14 protein-coding genes are annotated in these 15,109 nt (G+C 66.7%); 3 read left to right on the top strand and 11 right to left on the bottom strand.

What is annotated here, in order from left to right:
• Positions 1 to 101 precede the first annotated feature (101 nt).
• The 10 genes from FOZ74_RS09940 to FOZ74_RS16065 all read right to left on the bottom strand — a co-directional run bounded on the left by FOZ74_RS09940 (position 102) and on the right by FOZ74_RS16065 (position 11,792).
• Positions 102 to 1,937, bottom strand: coding sequence for an ABCB family ABC transporter ATP-binding protein/permease (locus tag FOZ74_RS09940; protein ID WP_146912917.1), 1,836 nt, complete (start codon positions 1,935 to 1,937; stop codon positions 102 to 104).
• 135 nt (positions 1,938 to 2,072) lie between these two features.
• Positions 2,073 to 3,998, bottom strand: coding sequence for an FAD-binding oxidoreductase (locus FOZ74_RS09935; RefSeq protein WP_146912916.1), 1,926 nt, complete (start codon positions 3,996 to 3,998; stop codon positions 2,073 to 2,075).
• A gap of 13 nt (positions 3,999 to 4,011) precedes the next feature.
• Positions 4,012 to 5,442 carry a cbb3-type cytochrome c oxidase subunit I gene (locus FOZ74_RS09930; RefSeq protein ID WP_146912915.1) on the bottom strand — a complete coding sequence of 477 codons (1,431 nt, stop codon included), beginning with the start codon at positions 5,440 to 5,442 and terminating at the stop codon, positions 4,012 to 4,014.
• On the bottom strand, positions 5,439 to 5,942 hold the full coding sequence (locus tag FOZ74_RS09925; RefSeq protein ID WP_146912914.1) for a hypothetical protein: 504 nt from the start codon (positions 5,940 to 5,942) through the stop codon (positions 5,439 to 5,441). Before FOZ74_RS09925 ends, FOZ74_RS09930 begins: the two co-directional genes overlap by 4 nt.
• On the bottom strand, positions 5,939 to 7,519 hold the full coding sequence (locus tag FOZ74_RS09920; RefSeq protein WP_146912913.1) for a cytochrome b N-terminal domain-containing protein: 1,581 nt from the start codon (positions 7,517 to 7,519) through the stop codon (positions 5,939 to 5,941). Before FOZ74_RS09920 ends, FOZ74_RS09925 begins: the two co-directional genes overlap by 4 nt.
• Positions 7,520 to 7,541: 22 nt before the next feature.
• Positions 7,542 to 8,411, bottom strand: a complete 870-nt coding sequence (locus tag FOZ74_RS09915; protein ID WP_255437552.1) for an SCO family protein — start codon at positions 8,409 to 8,411, stop codon at positions 7,542 to 7,544.
• A 14-nt stretch (positions 8,412 to 8,425) separates the two neighbouring features.
• Entirely contained in the window at positions 8,426 to 9,328 is a 903-nt protein-coding gene (gene cyoE / locus FOZ74_RS09910) for a heme o synthase (protein WP_146912912.1), read from the bottom strand.
• Between the two features lie 33 nt (positions 9,329 to 9,361).
• The gene (locus FOZ74_RS09905; RefSeq protein WP_146912911.1) at positions 9,362 to 11,062 is read right to left on the bottom strand and encodes a cbb3-type cytochrome c oxidase subunit I; all 1,701 of its coding nucleotides are present in this window, start codon (positions 11,060 to 11,062) and stop codon (positions 9,362 to 9,364) included.
• Between the two features lie 15 nt (positions 11,063 to 11,077).
• On the bottom strand, positions 11,078 to 11,617 hold the full coding sequence (locus tag FOZ74_RS09900; protein WP_146912910.1) for a cupredoxin domain-containing protein: 540 nt from the start codon (positions 11,615 to 11,617) through the stop codon (positions 11,078 to 11,080).
• 19 nt (positions 11,618 to 11,636) lie between these two features.
• Positions 11,637 to 11,792, bottom strand: a complete 156-nt coding sequence (locus tag FOZ74_RS16065; RefSeq protein WP_186764573.1) for a hypothetical protein — start codon at positions 11,790 to 11,792, stop codon at positions 11,637 to 11,639.
• A gap of 228 nt (positions 11,793 to 12,020) precedes the next feature.
• Between FOZ74_RS16065 and FOZ74_RS09895 the strand changes: the two genes are divergently transcribed.
• Both FOZ74_RS09895 and FOZ74_RS09890 read left to right on the top strand, forming a co-directional pair.
• Positions 12,021 to 13,001, top strand: coding sequence for a COX15/CtaA family protein (locus tag FOZ74_RS09895; RefSeq protein WP_255437551.1), 981 nt, complete (start codon positions 12,021 to 12,023; stop codon positions 12,999 to 13,001).
• Positions 13,002 to 13,079: 78 nt separating this feature from the next.
• Positions 13,080 to 13,493: an acyl-CoA thioesterase gene (locus FOZ74_RS09890; protein WP_146912909.1), complete on the top strand. Its 414-nt coding sequence runs from the start codon at positions 13,080 to 13,082 to the stop codon at positions 13,491 to 13,493.
• A gap of 62 nt (positions 13,494 to 13,555) precedes the next feature.
• Here the strand turns inward: FOZ74_RS09890 and FOZ74_RS09885 are convergent, their stop codons facing one another.
• Positions 13,556 to 14,035 carry a thioesterase family protein gene (locus FOZ74_RS09885; protein ID WP_186764572.1) on the bottom strand — a complete coding sequence of 160 codons (480 nt, stop codon included), beginning with the start codon at positions 14,033 to 14,035 and terminating at the stop codon, positions 13,556 to 13,558.
• 196 nt (positions 14,036 to 14,231) lie between these two features.
• Here FOZ74_RS09885 and FOZ74_RS09880 point away from each other — a divergent pair, with 196 nt between their 5' ends.
• Positions 14,232 to 15,107: a branched-chain amino acid ABC transporter permease gene (locus FOZ74_RS09880; protein ID WP_146912907.1), complete on the top strand. Its 876-nt coding sequence runs from the start codon at positions 14,232 to 14,234 to the stop codon at positions 15,105 to 15,107.
• Positions 15,108 to 15,109 lie beyond the last annotated feature (2 nt).

The raw sequence follows: 15,109 nt of genomic DNA, 5'->3' as shown, positions 1-15,109 counted from the left end.
CCGCGCTACTGCCACGGCATGCGGGCGCCCACCGCCCTGCGCCCGGAGCAAGCCGTGATTTGCTATTGCAAAAATAGCTGTTCACGCTTTACTGGCAAGCGCTAGAGCCTGTTTTCATTCATATTTCTTTGCAGCGCCCACATGCCGGCATAACGCCCTTGCGCGGCCAGCAGCTGTGCATGCGTGCCGCGCTCGACGATGCGTCCGGCGTCCATCACCAGGATCTCGTGCGCATCGACCACGGTGGACAGGCGGTGCGCGATGACCAGGGTCGTCTTGCCCCTGGCCACCTGGCGCAGCTCGGCCTGGATTGCGCGTTCATTGGCCGAATCGAGCGCGCTCGTGGCCTCGTCGAAGACCAGGACGGGCGGGTCCTTGAGCAGCGTGCGGGCGATGGCCACGCGCTGCTTTTCTCCGCCCGAGAGCTTCAGTCCGCGCTCGCCCACCATGGCCTCGTAGCCCTGGGGCGTGGAGACGATGAAGTCGTGGATGTGCGCCGCGCGCGCCGCCTGCTGCACCTGCTCGGGCGTGGCATCGGTGCGGCCGTAGGCGATGTTGTAGGCGATGGTGTCGTTGAACAGCACGGTATCCTGCGGCACGATGCCGATCGCGCGGCGCAGGCTGTCCTGCGTCACCATGCGGATGTCCTGCCCGGCGATGGTGATGCGGCCCTGCTGGACGTCGTAGAAGCGAAACAGCAGGCGCGCCAGCGTCGACTTGCCCGCGCCCGAGGGGCCGACCACCGCCACCGTGGTGCCGGCGGCGATCTCGAAGCTCACGCCGCGCAGGATGGGGCGGTCCGCGGCATAGGCGAAATGCACGTTCTCGAAGCGCACCACGGGCGCCCGCAGCCCCTGCAGCGGCTGCGCGCCGGGCGCGTCGCGCACCTCGCGCGCGGTGTCCATCAGCGTGAACATGCGCGCCAGGTCGGTCAGGCTCTGCTTGATCTCGCGGTAGACCACACCGAGGAAGTTCAGCGGGATGTAGATCTGGATCATGAAGGCGTTGACCATGACCAGGTCGCCCAGGCTCAGGCGCCCCTGCACCACCCCTTGCGTGGCCAGCCACAGCATCGCCACCAGGCCGCTGGCGATGATGAGCTGCTGGCCGATGTTGAGCAGCCCCAGCGACGAGCGGCTCTTGAGCTGCGCCAGACGAAAGCGCTCCAGGCTTTCGTCGTAGCGGCGCGCCTCGAAGGCCTCGTTGTTGAAGTACTTGACGGTTTCGTAGTTCAGCAGCGAGTCCACCGCCCGGGTGCTGGCCACCGAATCGGAAAGGTTGGCCTCGCGGCGGAATTCGATGCGCCACTCCGTCACCCAGACGGTGAAGCCGATGTACAGCAGCAGCGCGGCGAAGGTCACCGCGACGAAGCGCCAGTCGAACTTGGCGCCGAGCACCGCCAGCACCAGCAGCACCTCGATGAAGGTGGCGACGATGTTGAACATGGCGAACGACACCATGGATTCGATGCCGCGCACGCCGCGCTCGATGTCGCGCGTCATGCCGCCGGTCTGGCGCTCCAGGTGAAAGCGCAGCGACAGGCTGTGCAGGTGCTCGAAGGTGGCCAGCGCGATCGAGCGCGCGGCGCCGTGCGTGGCCTTGGAGAACACCAGCTCGCGCAGTTCGTTGAAGACCGAGGTGGACAGCCGCAGTCCACCGTAAGCGAGCAGCAGCCCCACCGGGACGACGAGCAGTGCCGCCGCGCTGGCGCTCTTGACGTCCATGGCGTCGATCAGCTCCTTGAGCAGCAGCGGCACGCCGATGTTGGCCAGCTTGGCACCAAGCATGAAGGCAATGGCCGCCGCCACGCGCCAGCGGTAGCGCCACAGGTAGGGAAGCAGCCGCGAGAGGGTACGCCAGTCCGAGGGTTCAGGCCCCGCAGGGTGCGCGCCGCGCGGCGCGGCGGGGGGCAGGGGTGATCCACCTCGGTAACGCATGAAGGGCTGCTGTCCAAGTGCTCAAAAGCACTGATTCTTGCGCAGGCCCGCCCCGGGCGCAGGGCCGATGGCAAAGCCCGAGTACGCCGCTGCGCCGCCGCCCGCCGCGCGAGAGCGCGGCGGCGGGGCGCGGTCTCAGGAAGTGACCACCGGCGCGCCGGCGGCGGGCACGAAGGCGTCGGAGAAGCAGGCGCCCTCCGACAGGCCCTGGTCGATGAAGGCCGGCACCGCGTTTTCCACCATGCGCACCGAGCCGCACAGGTAGACCTCGTGCCCGCTCAGGTCGGGAAAGTCGGCCAGCATGGCCTCGTGCACCAGGCCGGTGCGGCCCTGCCAGCCGTCGCCCTCGGTGGGCTCGGAGACCACCGGCACCACGGTGAAGTTGTCGTGTTCGCGCTGCCACTGCTCGCACAGCTCGAGCATGTACAGGTCCTGCGGATGGCGCACGCCCCAGTACAGCCGCATGCTGCGCTTGACGTCGCGCGCGAAGGCGTCTTCCACGATGCTCTTGATCGGCGCAAAGCCCGTGGCCCCGGCGACGAACAGGATGGGGCCCTGCCCGTCGCGCAGCGTGAAGCTGCCCAGCGGCCCTTCGAAGCGCAGGAAGTCGCCCTCTTTCATGCTCTCGAACACCCTGGTGGTGAAGCGCCCGCCCGGCATGTGGCGCACGTGCAGCTCGATGTCGTTGCTCACGCCCGGCCGGTTGGCGAACGAGTACGCGCGGCGCTCGCCGTTTTCCAGCACGATGTTGATGTACTGGCCCGCGGCGAAGTCCAGCGCCGGCTCGCCCACGGGCAGGCGCAGCACGACGTGCATCACGTCGGGCGACAGGCGCGCCATCTTCGCCACGCTGGCACTGTGCTCCTTGACGCGGTGGCCCGGGTCGGTGGAGAGCAACTCGACGCCGATGGCCATGTCCTCGCGCGGAATGGCGCAGCACATCAGCGCCATGCCGCGGGCCTTCTGCTCGTCGCTCAGCGCGCTGAGCTGGTAGGAGCGGTGCTCGTAGGTGCCCTGCTCCACCGTGCAGATGCAGCGGCCGCAGGCGCCGTTGCGGCATTCATAGTCCAGCCCCACGCCCGCACCCAGGCCGGCGTCCAGGATGGTCTCGCCCGGGCGCACCCGGAACTGCGCGCGCACGCCCTGCCCCTGCACCACCACCTGGTGCACCTCCTTGGCCGGGTTGCGCCGCAGCTTGAGCGGCAGCCAGGGCTGCAGCGCGGCCAGCAGACCCACGCCCACGAGCAAGGCCCACACCCACCCCATGGGCCATTCCGAGATCAGCGGAAAGAGCGGCAGCAGGAACCAGTCCAGTTCGATGCTGGCCACCGCCTGCGACAGGTCGCTGATGCCGCCCTGGCTGTGCACCGGCACCGCCACGGAGAGCACCAGCAGCGTCGCCAGCAGGCCCCAGACGATGGGCCGGGGCGGCGTGGTGCGCGCCTTGGGCACGCGCTGCACGTGCACCCACATGATCATCAGGACGATCAGCGGCAGCCCGATGTGCATGAAGGACAGCAGCGTGAACAGGCGCCCGCCGACATGGTCGGAATAGAGGAAGTTGCGCATCAGCGCGCCGTCGAAGATGGGCAGCCAGTCCAGCCACTCGAAGCTCGTCACCGTCACGTATTGCGCCAGCTTGTCCCAGGGCAGCATGTAGCCGTTGATGCCCGAGGCATAGACCATGACGACGAGCACGATGCCGGTGATCCAGGAGAACCAGCGAAAACCGCGATAGCGGTTGAACGCGAAGTAGCGCAGCATGTGCAGGCCCATGGTGAGCACCATGGCGTCAGAGGCGTAGCGGTGCACGCTGCGCAGGATGCCGCCCAGCCACCATTGCTTTTCCGAGATGTTCACCACCGAGGCATAGGCGTCGGTGATGCCGGTCTCGAAAAAGACGTACAGGTACAGGCCCGAGCCTGCCACCACCCAGAACAGGAAGAAGGTGATCGCACCCAGGTGGTAGTAGGGGTTGATGCGGTCGCCGAACGCGCGGTTGAACAGGTTTTCGACGCGCAGGAAGATCCACTGCAGCAGACTCTGGATTTTTTCTATCATGTCTTGCGCTCCTTCAACGCGCCGACCGGGCCGGGGCGCGCATGGCCTGCAGCACCACCACCACGAACAACAAGCCACCGATGATGGCAACGAGGCCACCCAGGCCCATCAGACCCATGCCCGCCACTTCGGCGGCGCTGCGCAGCACCTGCTCGCTGCCCGCCACCTTGCGCTGCACCCCGTAGCCGCCCGACCAGACCAGCCCGACGATGTGCATGAGCTGCCCGATGCCGTAGAGCCAGGGCTGCCAGGTTGCCGTGCGCCCCTGCGGCGCCTGATAACCCATGGAGGGCAGCACGCGATAGACCGCGCCCATGAGCGCCAGCGTCACGCCGACGATGCAGCCGTGGTAGTGCGCGGGTATGCGCACATTGCTGCCATTGATGAAGATGCCGATCACGCCGCCGGCCGCAAACAGGACGATGGAGGACAGCAGCGCGGCGCGCAACGGCCGCAGAGCGGTATCGTGCAGCCGGGTCGTGGCCATGCCCAGCACCACGGCGAGCCCCAGCGGCAGGATGGCCGGCCCGCCACCCAGGCGCATGGCCCAGGTCAGCAGCGCGCGGTGCTCCACCGAGCTGATGTCGTGCGAGACATAGGCATAGGGCGTGATGAACACACCCACCAGCGCCAGCAGGAAGAGCAGCACCACCACGCGCGGCGTGAGCAGGATGCGCGCGCCGCATGCGCTGGCCAGCCACAGCCAGGCCACGAGCATCAAGAGCGTCCAGGTGAACTGCAGCGCGTGGCCGCCGCCCCAGAACAGGATTTCATAGTAGGTCTTGGCGTCCAGGTCGGTCTGCAGCACCACCCACGACCAGCCAAACGCCAGCAGCGCCACGGCGGCCGAAACCGCAGCCGCGCTCAGGCCGAAATGCAGCGCGCCATGACCGTCGTAGTGCAGCCCCAGGCGCGGCGCGGTGTTCAGGCTGCGCAGCACCAGCAGCAAGGTGCCCGCCGCAAACACCACGAGTCCGAAGAGGAACAGGCGCGACTGAAGCACCGGGATGTAGTTGGACATGACCGGCTCGCCCGGATCGAGGAAGGGTGCCAGCGCCATGGCCAGCGTGCCCGCGCCCGTCACCCACAGGCCCAGCCAGCCCGCAGCCTGCGCGTTGGTGCGCCCGTACAGGCTCCAGAGCATGCCCGCCATGGCCACGAACCAGACCATGACCGACAGGTCCACATGCAGCACCAGCGCCACATGAAAGAAGTTGGCCGTCGGCAGCCACTCGTTGACGCCAGGTGTGCGCGATGCCACCAGCAGCACCGAGAACACGCCCGAGCCGATCAGCGCCGCCAGCGCCAGCCAGAGCCAGCCGCGCGCCAGGCGCACCCGCGCGTCCTGGCCTATGTGCAGTTGGTAGTCGGCACCGCTGCGCGCCGGCATCGGAGGGGCGGCGGCACGCGCTGTTTCGCGCCGCCCAAGCAGGGTGGTATTCATTGAAGGACCACGCCTCCGCGGCTCTGGTCATAGTCGATCACCAGCACCTGCGCGCTCTTGAGTGCCACGGTCTTCTCCAGCTGCTGGGTGGGCTCGGGGCTGCTCATCCTGTCCTTGAAGCGCACCGTGATGCGGTGCTCGCCCGCCGGAACGTTGAGCCGCCGGTACATGGTGGAGGCCCCGTCGCGCGAAAGCCCCGCAGGCACGGCCGTGTGGCTCAGCACCTGCTGGCCATCGATGTCCACCTCGATATGCACTGGCGAGCGTTCGCGCCCGCACTTCATGCTCTTGCGCATGTTGGGTGCCATCTTGGCTTTCTCTTCCTCGGTGTAAGGGCGGCATTCCTCCACCCGTTGTCCATGGTGCAGAAAGCTCACCTTGATCTGCGCCGTCTCCGGCGGCAAGGGGTGGTAGACCGGCCAGCGCGACAGAACCCCGAGGGCGATGGCGAAGCAGGCGTAGAGCACGGCCTGCCCCAACCAGTTCAAGGTGCGATTCATGAAGCAAACTCCTCAATACAAGCCGTGTTGCCGGCAGCCTGCCGGCGCAATTCATCCAGCCGCGCATGCACCGCTGCCTCGTCGCCAGGGTCTGCCCAGACGACGCTCGGCGGCGGCGCGCCCTCGGAGCGCTTGAAACGCGGCTCGCGCCGGCCTGCAAGGCGCTCGGCGCTCCAGCGCTGGCCCAGACGGTATGCGCACGCGCCTTCGCGACAGGCGGCGATCAGCACGCCCGAGGCTCCGGCGCGTACAGCGTAATCGACAAAGGAAGGTGGCAGCATTGCCGCGCAGATCAGATCCACCTGGACCACATCCCGGGCCTGAAGGTGCAACGCAGCGCCCTCAACACAGCCAAAGACAACCAGTTTGCTCGGGCCGGGCAGCGCCGCAAGCCCCTGCAAAAGCTCGCCGCGAAGTGTATCGACGCTGCGCTGCGGCATGTCGATGCCCGTAACCAGTTCGTGGATACTGCGAAACGGCGTGGAAGACGGGCAGGAGCCTGCGCAAATGCCGCAACTGGCGCACAGGTCGGGATCGACCTGCGCCATGCGCGCGCCCGGTTTGCCGCTGGCATGCGCCACCATGGTGATGGCGGAGTAGGGACAATCGTCAAAGCAGCGCTCGCAGCCGCTGCAGTGTTCGGGCTGCACCTCGGCCACGGCCGGTCGCGGACGCGCCGGCAGCAAGGGTGGCAGCAGCAGCGCCACCAGCAACGCAAACACCAGCAACCACACGAAGGCGGGCGAGGTCGCATCGAGCAGCGGATGGATGAAAAGGATCAACCAGTCCATGCGCAGCCGTTCAGGCAGCGAGGACAGATCCGCTGCTTCCTGGCTCGTGACCGGCAGCGCCAGCGACAGCAGCACCAGCGCCACCAGGGTGCCGGCGGACAGCGCCCGCGGCGGCAGCCAGTCCGCGCGAGCCAGGCGCTGCACGTGAAACCACAGGCCGAACATCAGCATCAGGGGCAGGCCGATGTGCACGAAGAGAAACAGGGTGAAGAGCCGCTCGCCCAAGGCTTGCCCGCTGAGAAAATTGCGCGCCAGCGGCGCGCCGAACAGGCCCAGGGCATCGAGCCACTCGGCGGTGGAGACGGCCGAGTACTGGCCAAGCCGGTCCCAGTTGAGCCAGAAGCCGCCAATCGCGCTGGCAAAGACCAGCAAGACCAGCGGCACCCCGGTCAGCCAGATGGGGCGGCGCACATGGGTGTAACGCCCCAGCGCCCATTCGCGGGCGATGTGCAGGGCCAGCACCAGCACCAGGGCATCGGCGCTGTAGCGGTGCAGGCCACGCAGGACGAGGCCCAGGCCGAGGGGCACCTGAACCAGGCCGGCGATCGAGGCGTGGGCCCCGGCGGCGGAGGTGTCCAGCACCACAAACAGGACGACGCCCGTGGCCAGCAGGATCCACAGCAGCAACACCGCCAGCGCGCCCAGGTGCTTGAGCGGATTGCCCGCAGCGCCGAACACCGGGTCAAGACGGTGCTCAAGCCAGCGCACCAGGGCGGCGCAGCGTGCGCTCGTGGGTGTCACCCCGGCGCGCACGGCCGCATGGGTGGGAGATGCCTGGGCGGGCACGTGGCTCTGGCAGGACGAAGCGTCAGTTGGCGCCGCGCTCCCGCTTGCGACGCGCCCTGCTGGCGCGCCATTCGTTGAAGAAGAACGCCATCATCAGAATGAAGAAGGTCACACCGCCGCCGATCTGCAGCGGCAGCGTGTAGTCCACCTTGTAGCCACCGGTGCGCGGGTCGTAGACGGTGCACAGGATGCGCACGCGGTCCACGAGGTTGGACAGGAAGCTGTTGGAAGGGTGGTAGGTGTCGCCGTTGAGCAGCATCTTCAGCGGCTCGCCCAAGTCGCCGGCGGCCAGCTTCTCGCCATAGACCTGGTGCACGATGCGCCCCTGGGCATCGAGCACCGACACCTGCAGCACGTGGTCGAAGCCCGCCGGCGTGGCGGCATAGATGAAGCCGAAGTCCTTGGCCAGCGCACCCACCGTGGCCATGGGTGGGCTCAGGAAGTTCCAGTTGGCGTTGTGGATGCCGTTCTGCCGCGCAAAGGCCTTGAGCGCCTGCGGGCTGTCTTCGGGCTGGTTGAAGCCCACGCTGACCACGTTGAACTGATTGGGCCCGACGGCCTTCTCCAGGTCGTTCACGGCGCTTTGCAGCGAACGCGTGGTGGTCGGACAGATCACGAAACAGCCGGTGTAGATGAAGCTCACCAGCAGCGGCTTGCCGCGGTAGGACGAGAGCAGCACCGGTTTGCCCTCGCGGTCCAGCAGGATGTGCTCGCCGATCTGGCGCCCTATGGCCTCCTGGCTCACCGTCAGAGCCCGATCGACATCGAGGCCGGAGCGCCCCTGCGCATGAACCGGCGAAGCGACCGCGAGCACCCCGGCCACCAAAGCCGCAGCCAGAGTCGCCCCCCAGCGCGAGTGCCAGCGGCTGCGCAGCGAAAGACGGGCCGCCACCGCCAGCCTCCCCTTCAGCGCAGCCAGGCGTCGAAGCAGGCCGCCACCAGAAGCACGCTCAACTGCACCAGCGAAGCGAAGAACGCGCCCATCGCGGCCGAGCGCTCGGTCGGCCGGCGCACCAGTTGCCAGGACTTGCGCACGAAATGCAGGCCGCCCAGCGTGGCACCCACACCATAGATCCAGCCGGCGCCAAAGAACACCGGCGCCACGGACGCCAGGAACAGCGCCACGGTACTCACCAGCACCGCCCGGGCCGCGCGCTCGGGGCCGACCACCACGGGCAGCATGGGCACGCCGGCCTTGGCATAGTCCTGGCTGTTGGCAATCGCCAGCGCCCAGAAATGCGGCGGTGTCCAGAGGAACAGCACCAGCGCCAGCAGCCAGGGCAGCGGCCCGAGCGCGGGGTCGACCGCGGCCGCGCCGGCGAGCACCGCAAAACTGCCCGCCAGGCCGCCGATGACGATGTTCATCGAGGTGCGGCGCTTGAGCCACAGGGTGTAGACGACGCCATAGAAAAACGCGCCCAGGAACACGTAGAGCGCGGCCGCGCCGTTGAACGCCACCCAGGCAGAGGCCACCGCGCCCGCCAGCATCAGCGCCATCAGCGCCAGCCACAGCGGATGGTGGGGCAGCGCGCCGGTGGCAAAGGCGCGCCTTGCGGTGCGCTTCATCAGCCGGTCGCTCTCGAACTCGACGTACTGGTTGTAGGCCCCGGCACTGGCCGAGGCCACAAGCACCGACAGCGCGAGCACCGACACCTGCAGCCAGTCCATGGCCGGCCCCGGCGTGATCACCATGCCCACCACGGCGGTGATCATGATGAGCACGCCGATGCGCAGCTTGAACAGCGAGATGACGTCGCGCGCCACCTGCGCCGTGCCGCGCCGGGAAATTTCAAGCGTCGTGGTATCCATCGCCTGATTATCCAATGCCGGTACGAGGAGCGATCAGCTAAGCCCCCAGAGCTGTCCGAGATACTTCCAGTTGACGAAGTAGTACAGGATGAAGGTCAGCAGGAAGATCATGGTCAGCACGAAGGTGCCGGGGGCCACGAAACCGGCCGAGCCGTAGGTCTGCAGCGGAGCGCTGGGCGCGGCGCGGTTCAGGAAGGTGAAGGTGTTGCTCACCTTGCCGCCATCGAGCCGCTTGCCCCACAGGAGCGAGCCGACCACCAGGTAGATGAATACCGCACCGCCGATGATCGCGATCACGCCGGTGATGCCGACCAGGCCCATCATCAGATAGGCCGCACCCGGCCATTCATAGGCCAGCGCATTGCCGTTGAAGGCCATGTCCCAGTGGCGGCGCGACACACCCAGGGTACCCGCGCCCATCATGACGATGGTGAAGGCGTACATCGCGAAACCGAACAGGAAGGGCTGCAGCCGCGCCAGGCCCGGGTTGATGATCTCGCGGCGGAACAGCACCGGCACCAGGAAGTAGGTCATGCCCATGAAGGTCATGGTGGTCCCGATCACCACGGTGGCGTGGAAATGCCCGGGCACGTAGATGGTGTTGTGGATCAGCAGGTTGAGCTGCTCTGTGCCCATCATCACGCCGGTGATGCCGCCCAGGAAGCCGAAGCCCACCAGCGAGATGAAGATGCTGGAGAACACCGGGTTGCCCCAGGGCGCCTTGCGCAGCCACTCGAACAGGCCCTTGTTGAAGCCCCTGGCACGCTGGGCCACTTCCATGGCACCGGGCACGGACAGCGCGTGGATCATGGAAGCCAGCACGGCAAAGTACATGAAGTAGCTGGTGTTGACGATCTTCCATTCGGTGCTCACGCCCGGATCGGCGAGGATGTGGTGGGCGCTTGCCAGCTGCAGGAACAGGATGTAGAGCAGGAAGGCGCCACGGCTCACGCGCTCGGACATGGGCTTGGCGCCCAGCACGATGGCGGCAACCGCATACCAGATCGAGATGTGGGCGGCCACGTTGATCTGCTGCGAAGAATGGCCCAGCGCCCACCAGATCACGCGGTAGGCCAGCGGGTCGACGTTCTGCACCAGGCCCCAGGACAGGAACAGCGTCGGCACCAGGATGATCGCGCCCGACAGCAGCGTGAACACGGCAATGATCGCGGCGGTCATGGCGCCGAAAGTCACCAGCGGGACGGAACCCTCGTAGGTCTTCTCGCGCTTGGCGACCACCAGCGTGCCGAAGAACACCGCGCAGGCGATGAGCGCGCCGACGGCGAACACCACCAGACCCAGGTAGAAGGACCAATGGGCCATCATGGGCACGTAGGACGTCATCATGACGCTGGATTCACCCTGGAACACCGCGACGTTGTTGATCACCGCGCCCACCAGCATCAGCCAGTAGGCGGCCCAGGCAATCCTGGGCGTGGCAATGCGACAGCGCAGCAGCGTGGACGAGGCGAAGTACAGCACCGCGATCTCGAAGAAGATCATCCAGAAGATGAGCATGTCCAGGCCGTGGGCGGTGAGCACCATGTAGAAGGCGTCCGCAGACAGCAGGTGCACCGCGGGCCAGCGCGTGAGCACCACGCCCAGCGCCAGAATGCCGCCCACGAGCAGCGCGACGATGGCGGTGAAGGCGTTGGCCTTGATGAGTTTTTCGGCCTGGTCTTCAAACTGCAGACCAGAGCGCGGGCAGGTACGGTAGGTGGTGGAGACGGTCATGGCGCTTCCTTCGCTTTACTTCACGTACAGGCGACCGACCATCTCGTGGTGCCCGATGCCGCAGAATTCGTTGCAAACGATGGCGTAGGTGCCCGATTCATTGGGCGTGACCTTGATCACGTGCTCATAGCCCGGCACGACCTGGATGTTCAGGTTGATCGGCTGCAGCGAGAAGCCGTGGTTGTAGTCCATGGAAGTCATGTGCAGCTTGTAGGTCTTGCCCTTTTCCAGCTCGAGGATGGGCCACCAGTTCCACAGGCGACCGATCATGTAGACGTCGCTGCCTTCAGGCGGCGCGACCACGGGAACTTCCTGTTCGGTCTCCGTACGCACGGTGTACTTCTTGGCGAAGGCCTCGGCGCGCTCGGCAAAGGCGGCCGGGTCGACCTTGTAGGTTTCGGTGGCCAGATTCTGTTTGCCGAAGAAGTGCCAGCCGACCATCATGGCGAACATCACCATGCACCAGATGAAGGAAATGATGATCCAGATGGTCTCCTGGCGATCCATCGGGTGTTTCCACCACAGCCGGTCTGAAGGAGGCAGGATTGCGGTCATGGACGTGCTTCCTTGGTTGTTATTTGGCCAGCGGGATGGTCAGGGTGTCGATGTAGCCCCAGAGGTTGTAGACAACCATGGGAATCATGACACCCAGAAAGAGCAGCAAGAAAGGGCTGTCTAGCAGCTGCTGCATGAAGGGCACAGGCTCGTTTTCGTCGTCATGATGGCTCATGCTGATCGCTCCTTGACAAGGTCGGCTGAATCCGGATTTACGGCTCAGGCAGTCTACAAGCCGGGCCCGGCCTGAAACGTGATCTGGATCAAAAAGTAAGAGGATGCCCGCGGGGTGAGCCCGCTTGCCGGCGCGCAGTAAGGGTAGTGCAGCGGCAGCGCAAAAGCAACGCTTGCCCCGCACCGGTCTGGGGTAGATTCGCACACCACGGTTTTCATCCTCCGCCCCATGGACGCAACGCTCTCCCCTGCCCATCCGCCTGCCGGCATGCCCGCGCGCCGCTGGCTGCGCCGCCTCGCCTGGCTGTGCGCAGCGATGGTGCTGGCAATCACCAGCCTGTCGGCCTTCGTGCGGCTGGTGAACACCGGCGTCGGCTGCGAGCCCTGGCCCGCCTGCTACGGGCAGCTCCAGCTCGCGCGCGCCCAGTCGCCTGCGGCCACGCCGCTCACGCAAGCCGGCGCCAGCGACACAGCCATAGCCGTGGCACGCACCGCGCACCGCATCATCGCTTCTAGCAGCCTCGTGGTGGTACTGGCACTGCTGGCGCTCGCCCTGCGCCAACGCTGGCGTCCGGAGACGGCGCTGGCCGGCGGCCTGCTGACGTTGGCGCTGTTTCTGGCCGTGCTCGGGGCAGCGACGCGCAGTTCGCTGCTGCCGGCAGTCACGCTGGGCAACCTGCTCGCAGGCTTTGCCATGCTGGTGCTGGCCGTGCGCCTGGCGCGCCGCTCTGCGCCCGGGGCGACCGCTTCACCGCTGGCGCGCTGGGTCTGGGTGGCCCTGGCCCTGTGTTTCGTGCAGATGGCCCTGGGCGGCCTGGTCAGCAGCGGGCATGCGGGCCTGTCCTGCCCGGCCCTGGGAAGCTGCGACGTCTCCAGCGGCACCTGGCGCACGCTCAACCCCTGGTTCGTTCCGGTGGCAGGCACCGCGCCCGACCATGCGGGCGGCGCGATCGCGCACCTGTTGCACCGCGCCGCCGGCCTGGCCTTGTCGGGTTTTCTGGCCATCATGGCCTGGCGCGCCTGGCGCATGCAGCGCAAGGCAGCGGCGCTCGCGCTGGTGGCGCTGCCCCTGCTGCAGGTCGGCCTGGGGCTGGGCATCATTGCGCAGCAGCTGCCGCTTGCGGGCACCTGGGCACACAACCTCGTGGCCGCACTGCTGGTGGCGCTAGTCGCAGCCCTGGGGACGAGCACGCAGCAGCGCCCGCGCTGACGCGGACTGCGCCAGCGCGCGCCCGGCGCACGCAGACTGCAGGACAATCGCCCCACCCTGACTGCCGACCACGCTTGCATGCCACAGCCCGACACCACGCCCGCCACCACGCTGCCCCAGGACAAGGAGCTGGTGCTCAAGGTCATTCCCCTGCCCAGCGACACCAACAGCAACGGCGACATCTTCGGCGGCTGGGTGATGTCGCAGGTGGACCTGGCCGGCTCGGTGCTGAGCGCACGCGTTGCATGCGGGCGCATTGCGACGGTGGCCGTCAATGAATTCGTCTTCAAGCAGCCCGTACGCGTGGGCGACTTGCTCTCTTTTTATTCGTCGGTGTTGCGTGTCGGGCGCACCTCGATCACCGTGCAGGTCGAGGTGTTTGCCGAGCGCATCCGCGCCCAGGGACAGTACCTGAAGGTGACCGAGGCACGCCTGAGCTACGTGGCCATCGACGAGCAGGGCCGCCCGCGCCCCATCCGTGGCGACGACTGAACGCCCATGCTCCGCAGCCACCCGTCCCGGCGTTCGCCACACGCCTGGATGGAGCCGCGCGCTCAGGCGACGATATAGGAGGCCGCGCCCGTGGCCAGCAGCTGGCCGTCAGCGCCCAGGCATTCCATGCGCGTGCTGGCCACGCGCGAGCCCAGGCGCAGCACCTGGGCCTGCAGCTCGAACGACGGGCCTATGGCGGCCCGAAGATAGTCCACGCGCAGGTCTATCGTGCCCAGCCTGGAAAAATACTGCAGGCGCTGTTCGGGCGTTTTGTCCGCATGCCGCGCCGCCATGGCCGCGATGATCGCAAGACCCCCCATGGCGTCCAGCGCCGCGCTGATCGCGCCACCGTGCAGGCGGTTGTAGGCAAAGTGGCCCACGAGCTCGGGGCGCATCGCTATGCGTCCCCGTGCATGGCCCGCGGCCACCTGCGTCACCTCCAGCCCGAGCGTGCGGTTGAAGACGATTTTTTCTTCGAACAGCTCGCGCAGCAGCGCCATGAATTCGGCGTCGAAAGGGTCGGTCGTCGTAGCGGTCGGCATGGGGCGAGCATCCATCAAAATACCTGGCTACACCAGGAGTTTACGAAATTCATAGCAACAGACGCTTTGTTTGCAGGGGCTACGAGACGCAACATCAAATTTTAAGGGTATTCACCTAACGCGAAGGCCCATCGGAGCATGCATTATCGGCATTTATGCAAAGCGGACGCTTTGTGAAAATAACGGGAACGCACAGGTGCAATTTGTCCAACTCCTGATCAGTGGCGTAGCCCAGGGCTGCATCTACGGACTGATCGCGCTGGGCTTCGTGCTGATCTACAAGGCCACCGAGATCGTCAGTTTCGCCCAGGGCGAATTCATGATGGTCGGCGCCTTCATCGGCGTGGCCGCGATGTCCTGGCTGGGCTTTCCCTTCTGGCTGGCGGTGATCGCCGCGATGCTGGCCATGGGGCTGCTGGGCCTGCTGCTCGAGCGCGTGGTGATACGCCCGGTGCTGGGTCAGCCGGCGTTTTCCATCGTGATGCTGACCATAGGCATAGGTTATCTGCTGCGCGGCCTGGTCACGATGATTCCGGGCATGGGCACGGAGACGCACACGCTGGACGTCCCCTACAAGGATGCGACGCTGCAGTGGGGCAGCCTGGTGGTGGGCGCCGAGCAGATCGCGGTGATCCTCACCACGGTGCTGCTGTGCGCCTTGCTGTTTGCGATGTTTCGCTACACCCGCCTGGGCGTGGCGATGCAGGCGGCCTCGCAGAACCAGCTGGCGGCGTACTACATGGGCATACCCGTGCAGCGCATCAACGGCATGGTCTGGGCGCTGGCCGGCATGGTGGCCGCGATCGCCGGCCTGCTGCTCGCGCCCATCACCTTCGTGCACGCCAACATGGGCTTCATCGGGCTGAAGGCCTTCCCGGCCGCGGTGGTCGGCGGCTTCGGCAGCCTGCCCGGGGCGATCGTCGGCGGGCTGGTGATAGGCAGCATCGAATCGCTCTCGGGCTTTTACCTGCCCGAAGGCTTCAAGGACGTGGCGGCCTACGTCGTGGTGCTCATCATGCTGATGGTCAGACCCAACGGCCTGTTCGGCGAGCGGCTGGTCAAGAAGGTCTAGAC

This window comes from Comamonas flocculans (assembly GCF_007954405.1).
In the GTDB taxonomy this organism is placed as follows: domain Bacteria; phylum Pseudomonadota; class Gammaproteobacteria; order Burkholderiales; family Burkholderiaceae_C; genus Comamonas_C; species Comamonas_C flocculans.
Note: the sequence above shows the minus strand (reverse complement) of the source record. Positions and strands in the feature narration are given on the sequence as shown.

What these genes read in the sequence shown, in the direction of transcription:
- FOZ74_RS09940 (WP_146912917.1), bottom strand. Translation starts at nt 1,937, where the DNA reads ATGCGTTACCGAGGTGGATCACCCCTGCCCCCCGCCGCGCCGCGCGGC.
- FOZ74_RS09935 (WP_146912916.1), bottom strand. Translation starts at nt 3,998, where the DNA reads ATGATAGAAAAAATCCAGAGTCTGCTGCAGTGGATCTTCCTGCGCGTC.
- FOZ74_RS09930 (WP_146912915.1), bottom strand. Translation starts at nt 5,442, where the DNA reads ATGAATACCACCCTGCTTGGGCGGCGCGAAACAGCGCGTGCCGCCGCC.
- FOZ74_RS09925 (WP_146912914.1), bottom strand. Translation starts at nt 5,942, where the DNA reads ATGAATCGCACCTTGAACTGGTTGGGGCAGGCCGTGCTCTACGCCTGC.
- cyoE (WP_146912912.1), bottom strand. Translation starts at nt 9,328, where the DNA reads ATGGATACCACGACGCTTGAAATTTCCCGGCGCGGCACGGCGCAGGTG.
- FOZ74_RS09905 (WP_146912911.1), bottom strand. Translation starts at nt 11,062, where the DNA reads ATGACCGTCTCCACCACCTACCGTACCTGCCCGCGCTCTGGTCTGCAG.
- FOZ74_RS09900 (WP_146912910.1), bottom strand. Translation starts at nt 11,617, where the DNA reads ATGACCGCAATCCTGCCTCCTTCAGACCGGCTGTGGTGGAAACACCCG.
- FOZ74_RS16065 (WP_186764573.1), bottom strand. Translation starts at nt 11,792, where the DNA reads ATGAGCCATCATGACGACGAAAACGAGCCTGTGCCCTTCATGCAGCAG.
- FOZ74_RS09895 (WP_255437551.1), top strand. Translation starts at nt 12,021, where the DNA reads ATGGACGCAACGCTCTCCCCTGCCCATCCGCCTGCCGGCATGCCCGCG.
- FOZ74_RS09890 (WP_146912909.1), top strand. Translation starts at nt 13,080, where the DNA reads ATGCCACAGCCCGACACCACGCCCGCCACCACGCTGCCCCAGGACAAG.
- FOZ74_RS09885 (WP_186764572.1), bottom strand. Translation starts at nt 14,035, where the DNA reads ATGCCGACCGCTACGACGACCGACCCTTTCGACGCCGAATTCATGGCG.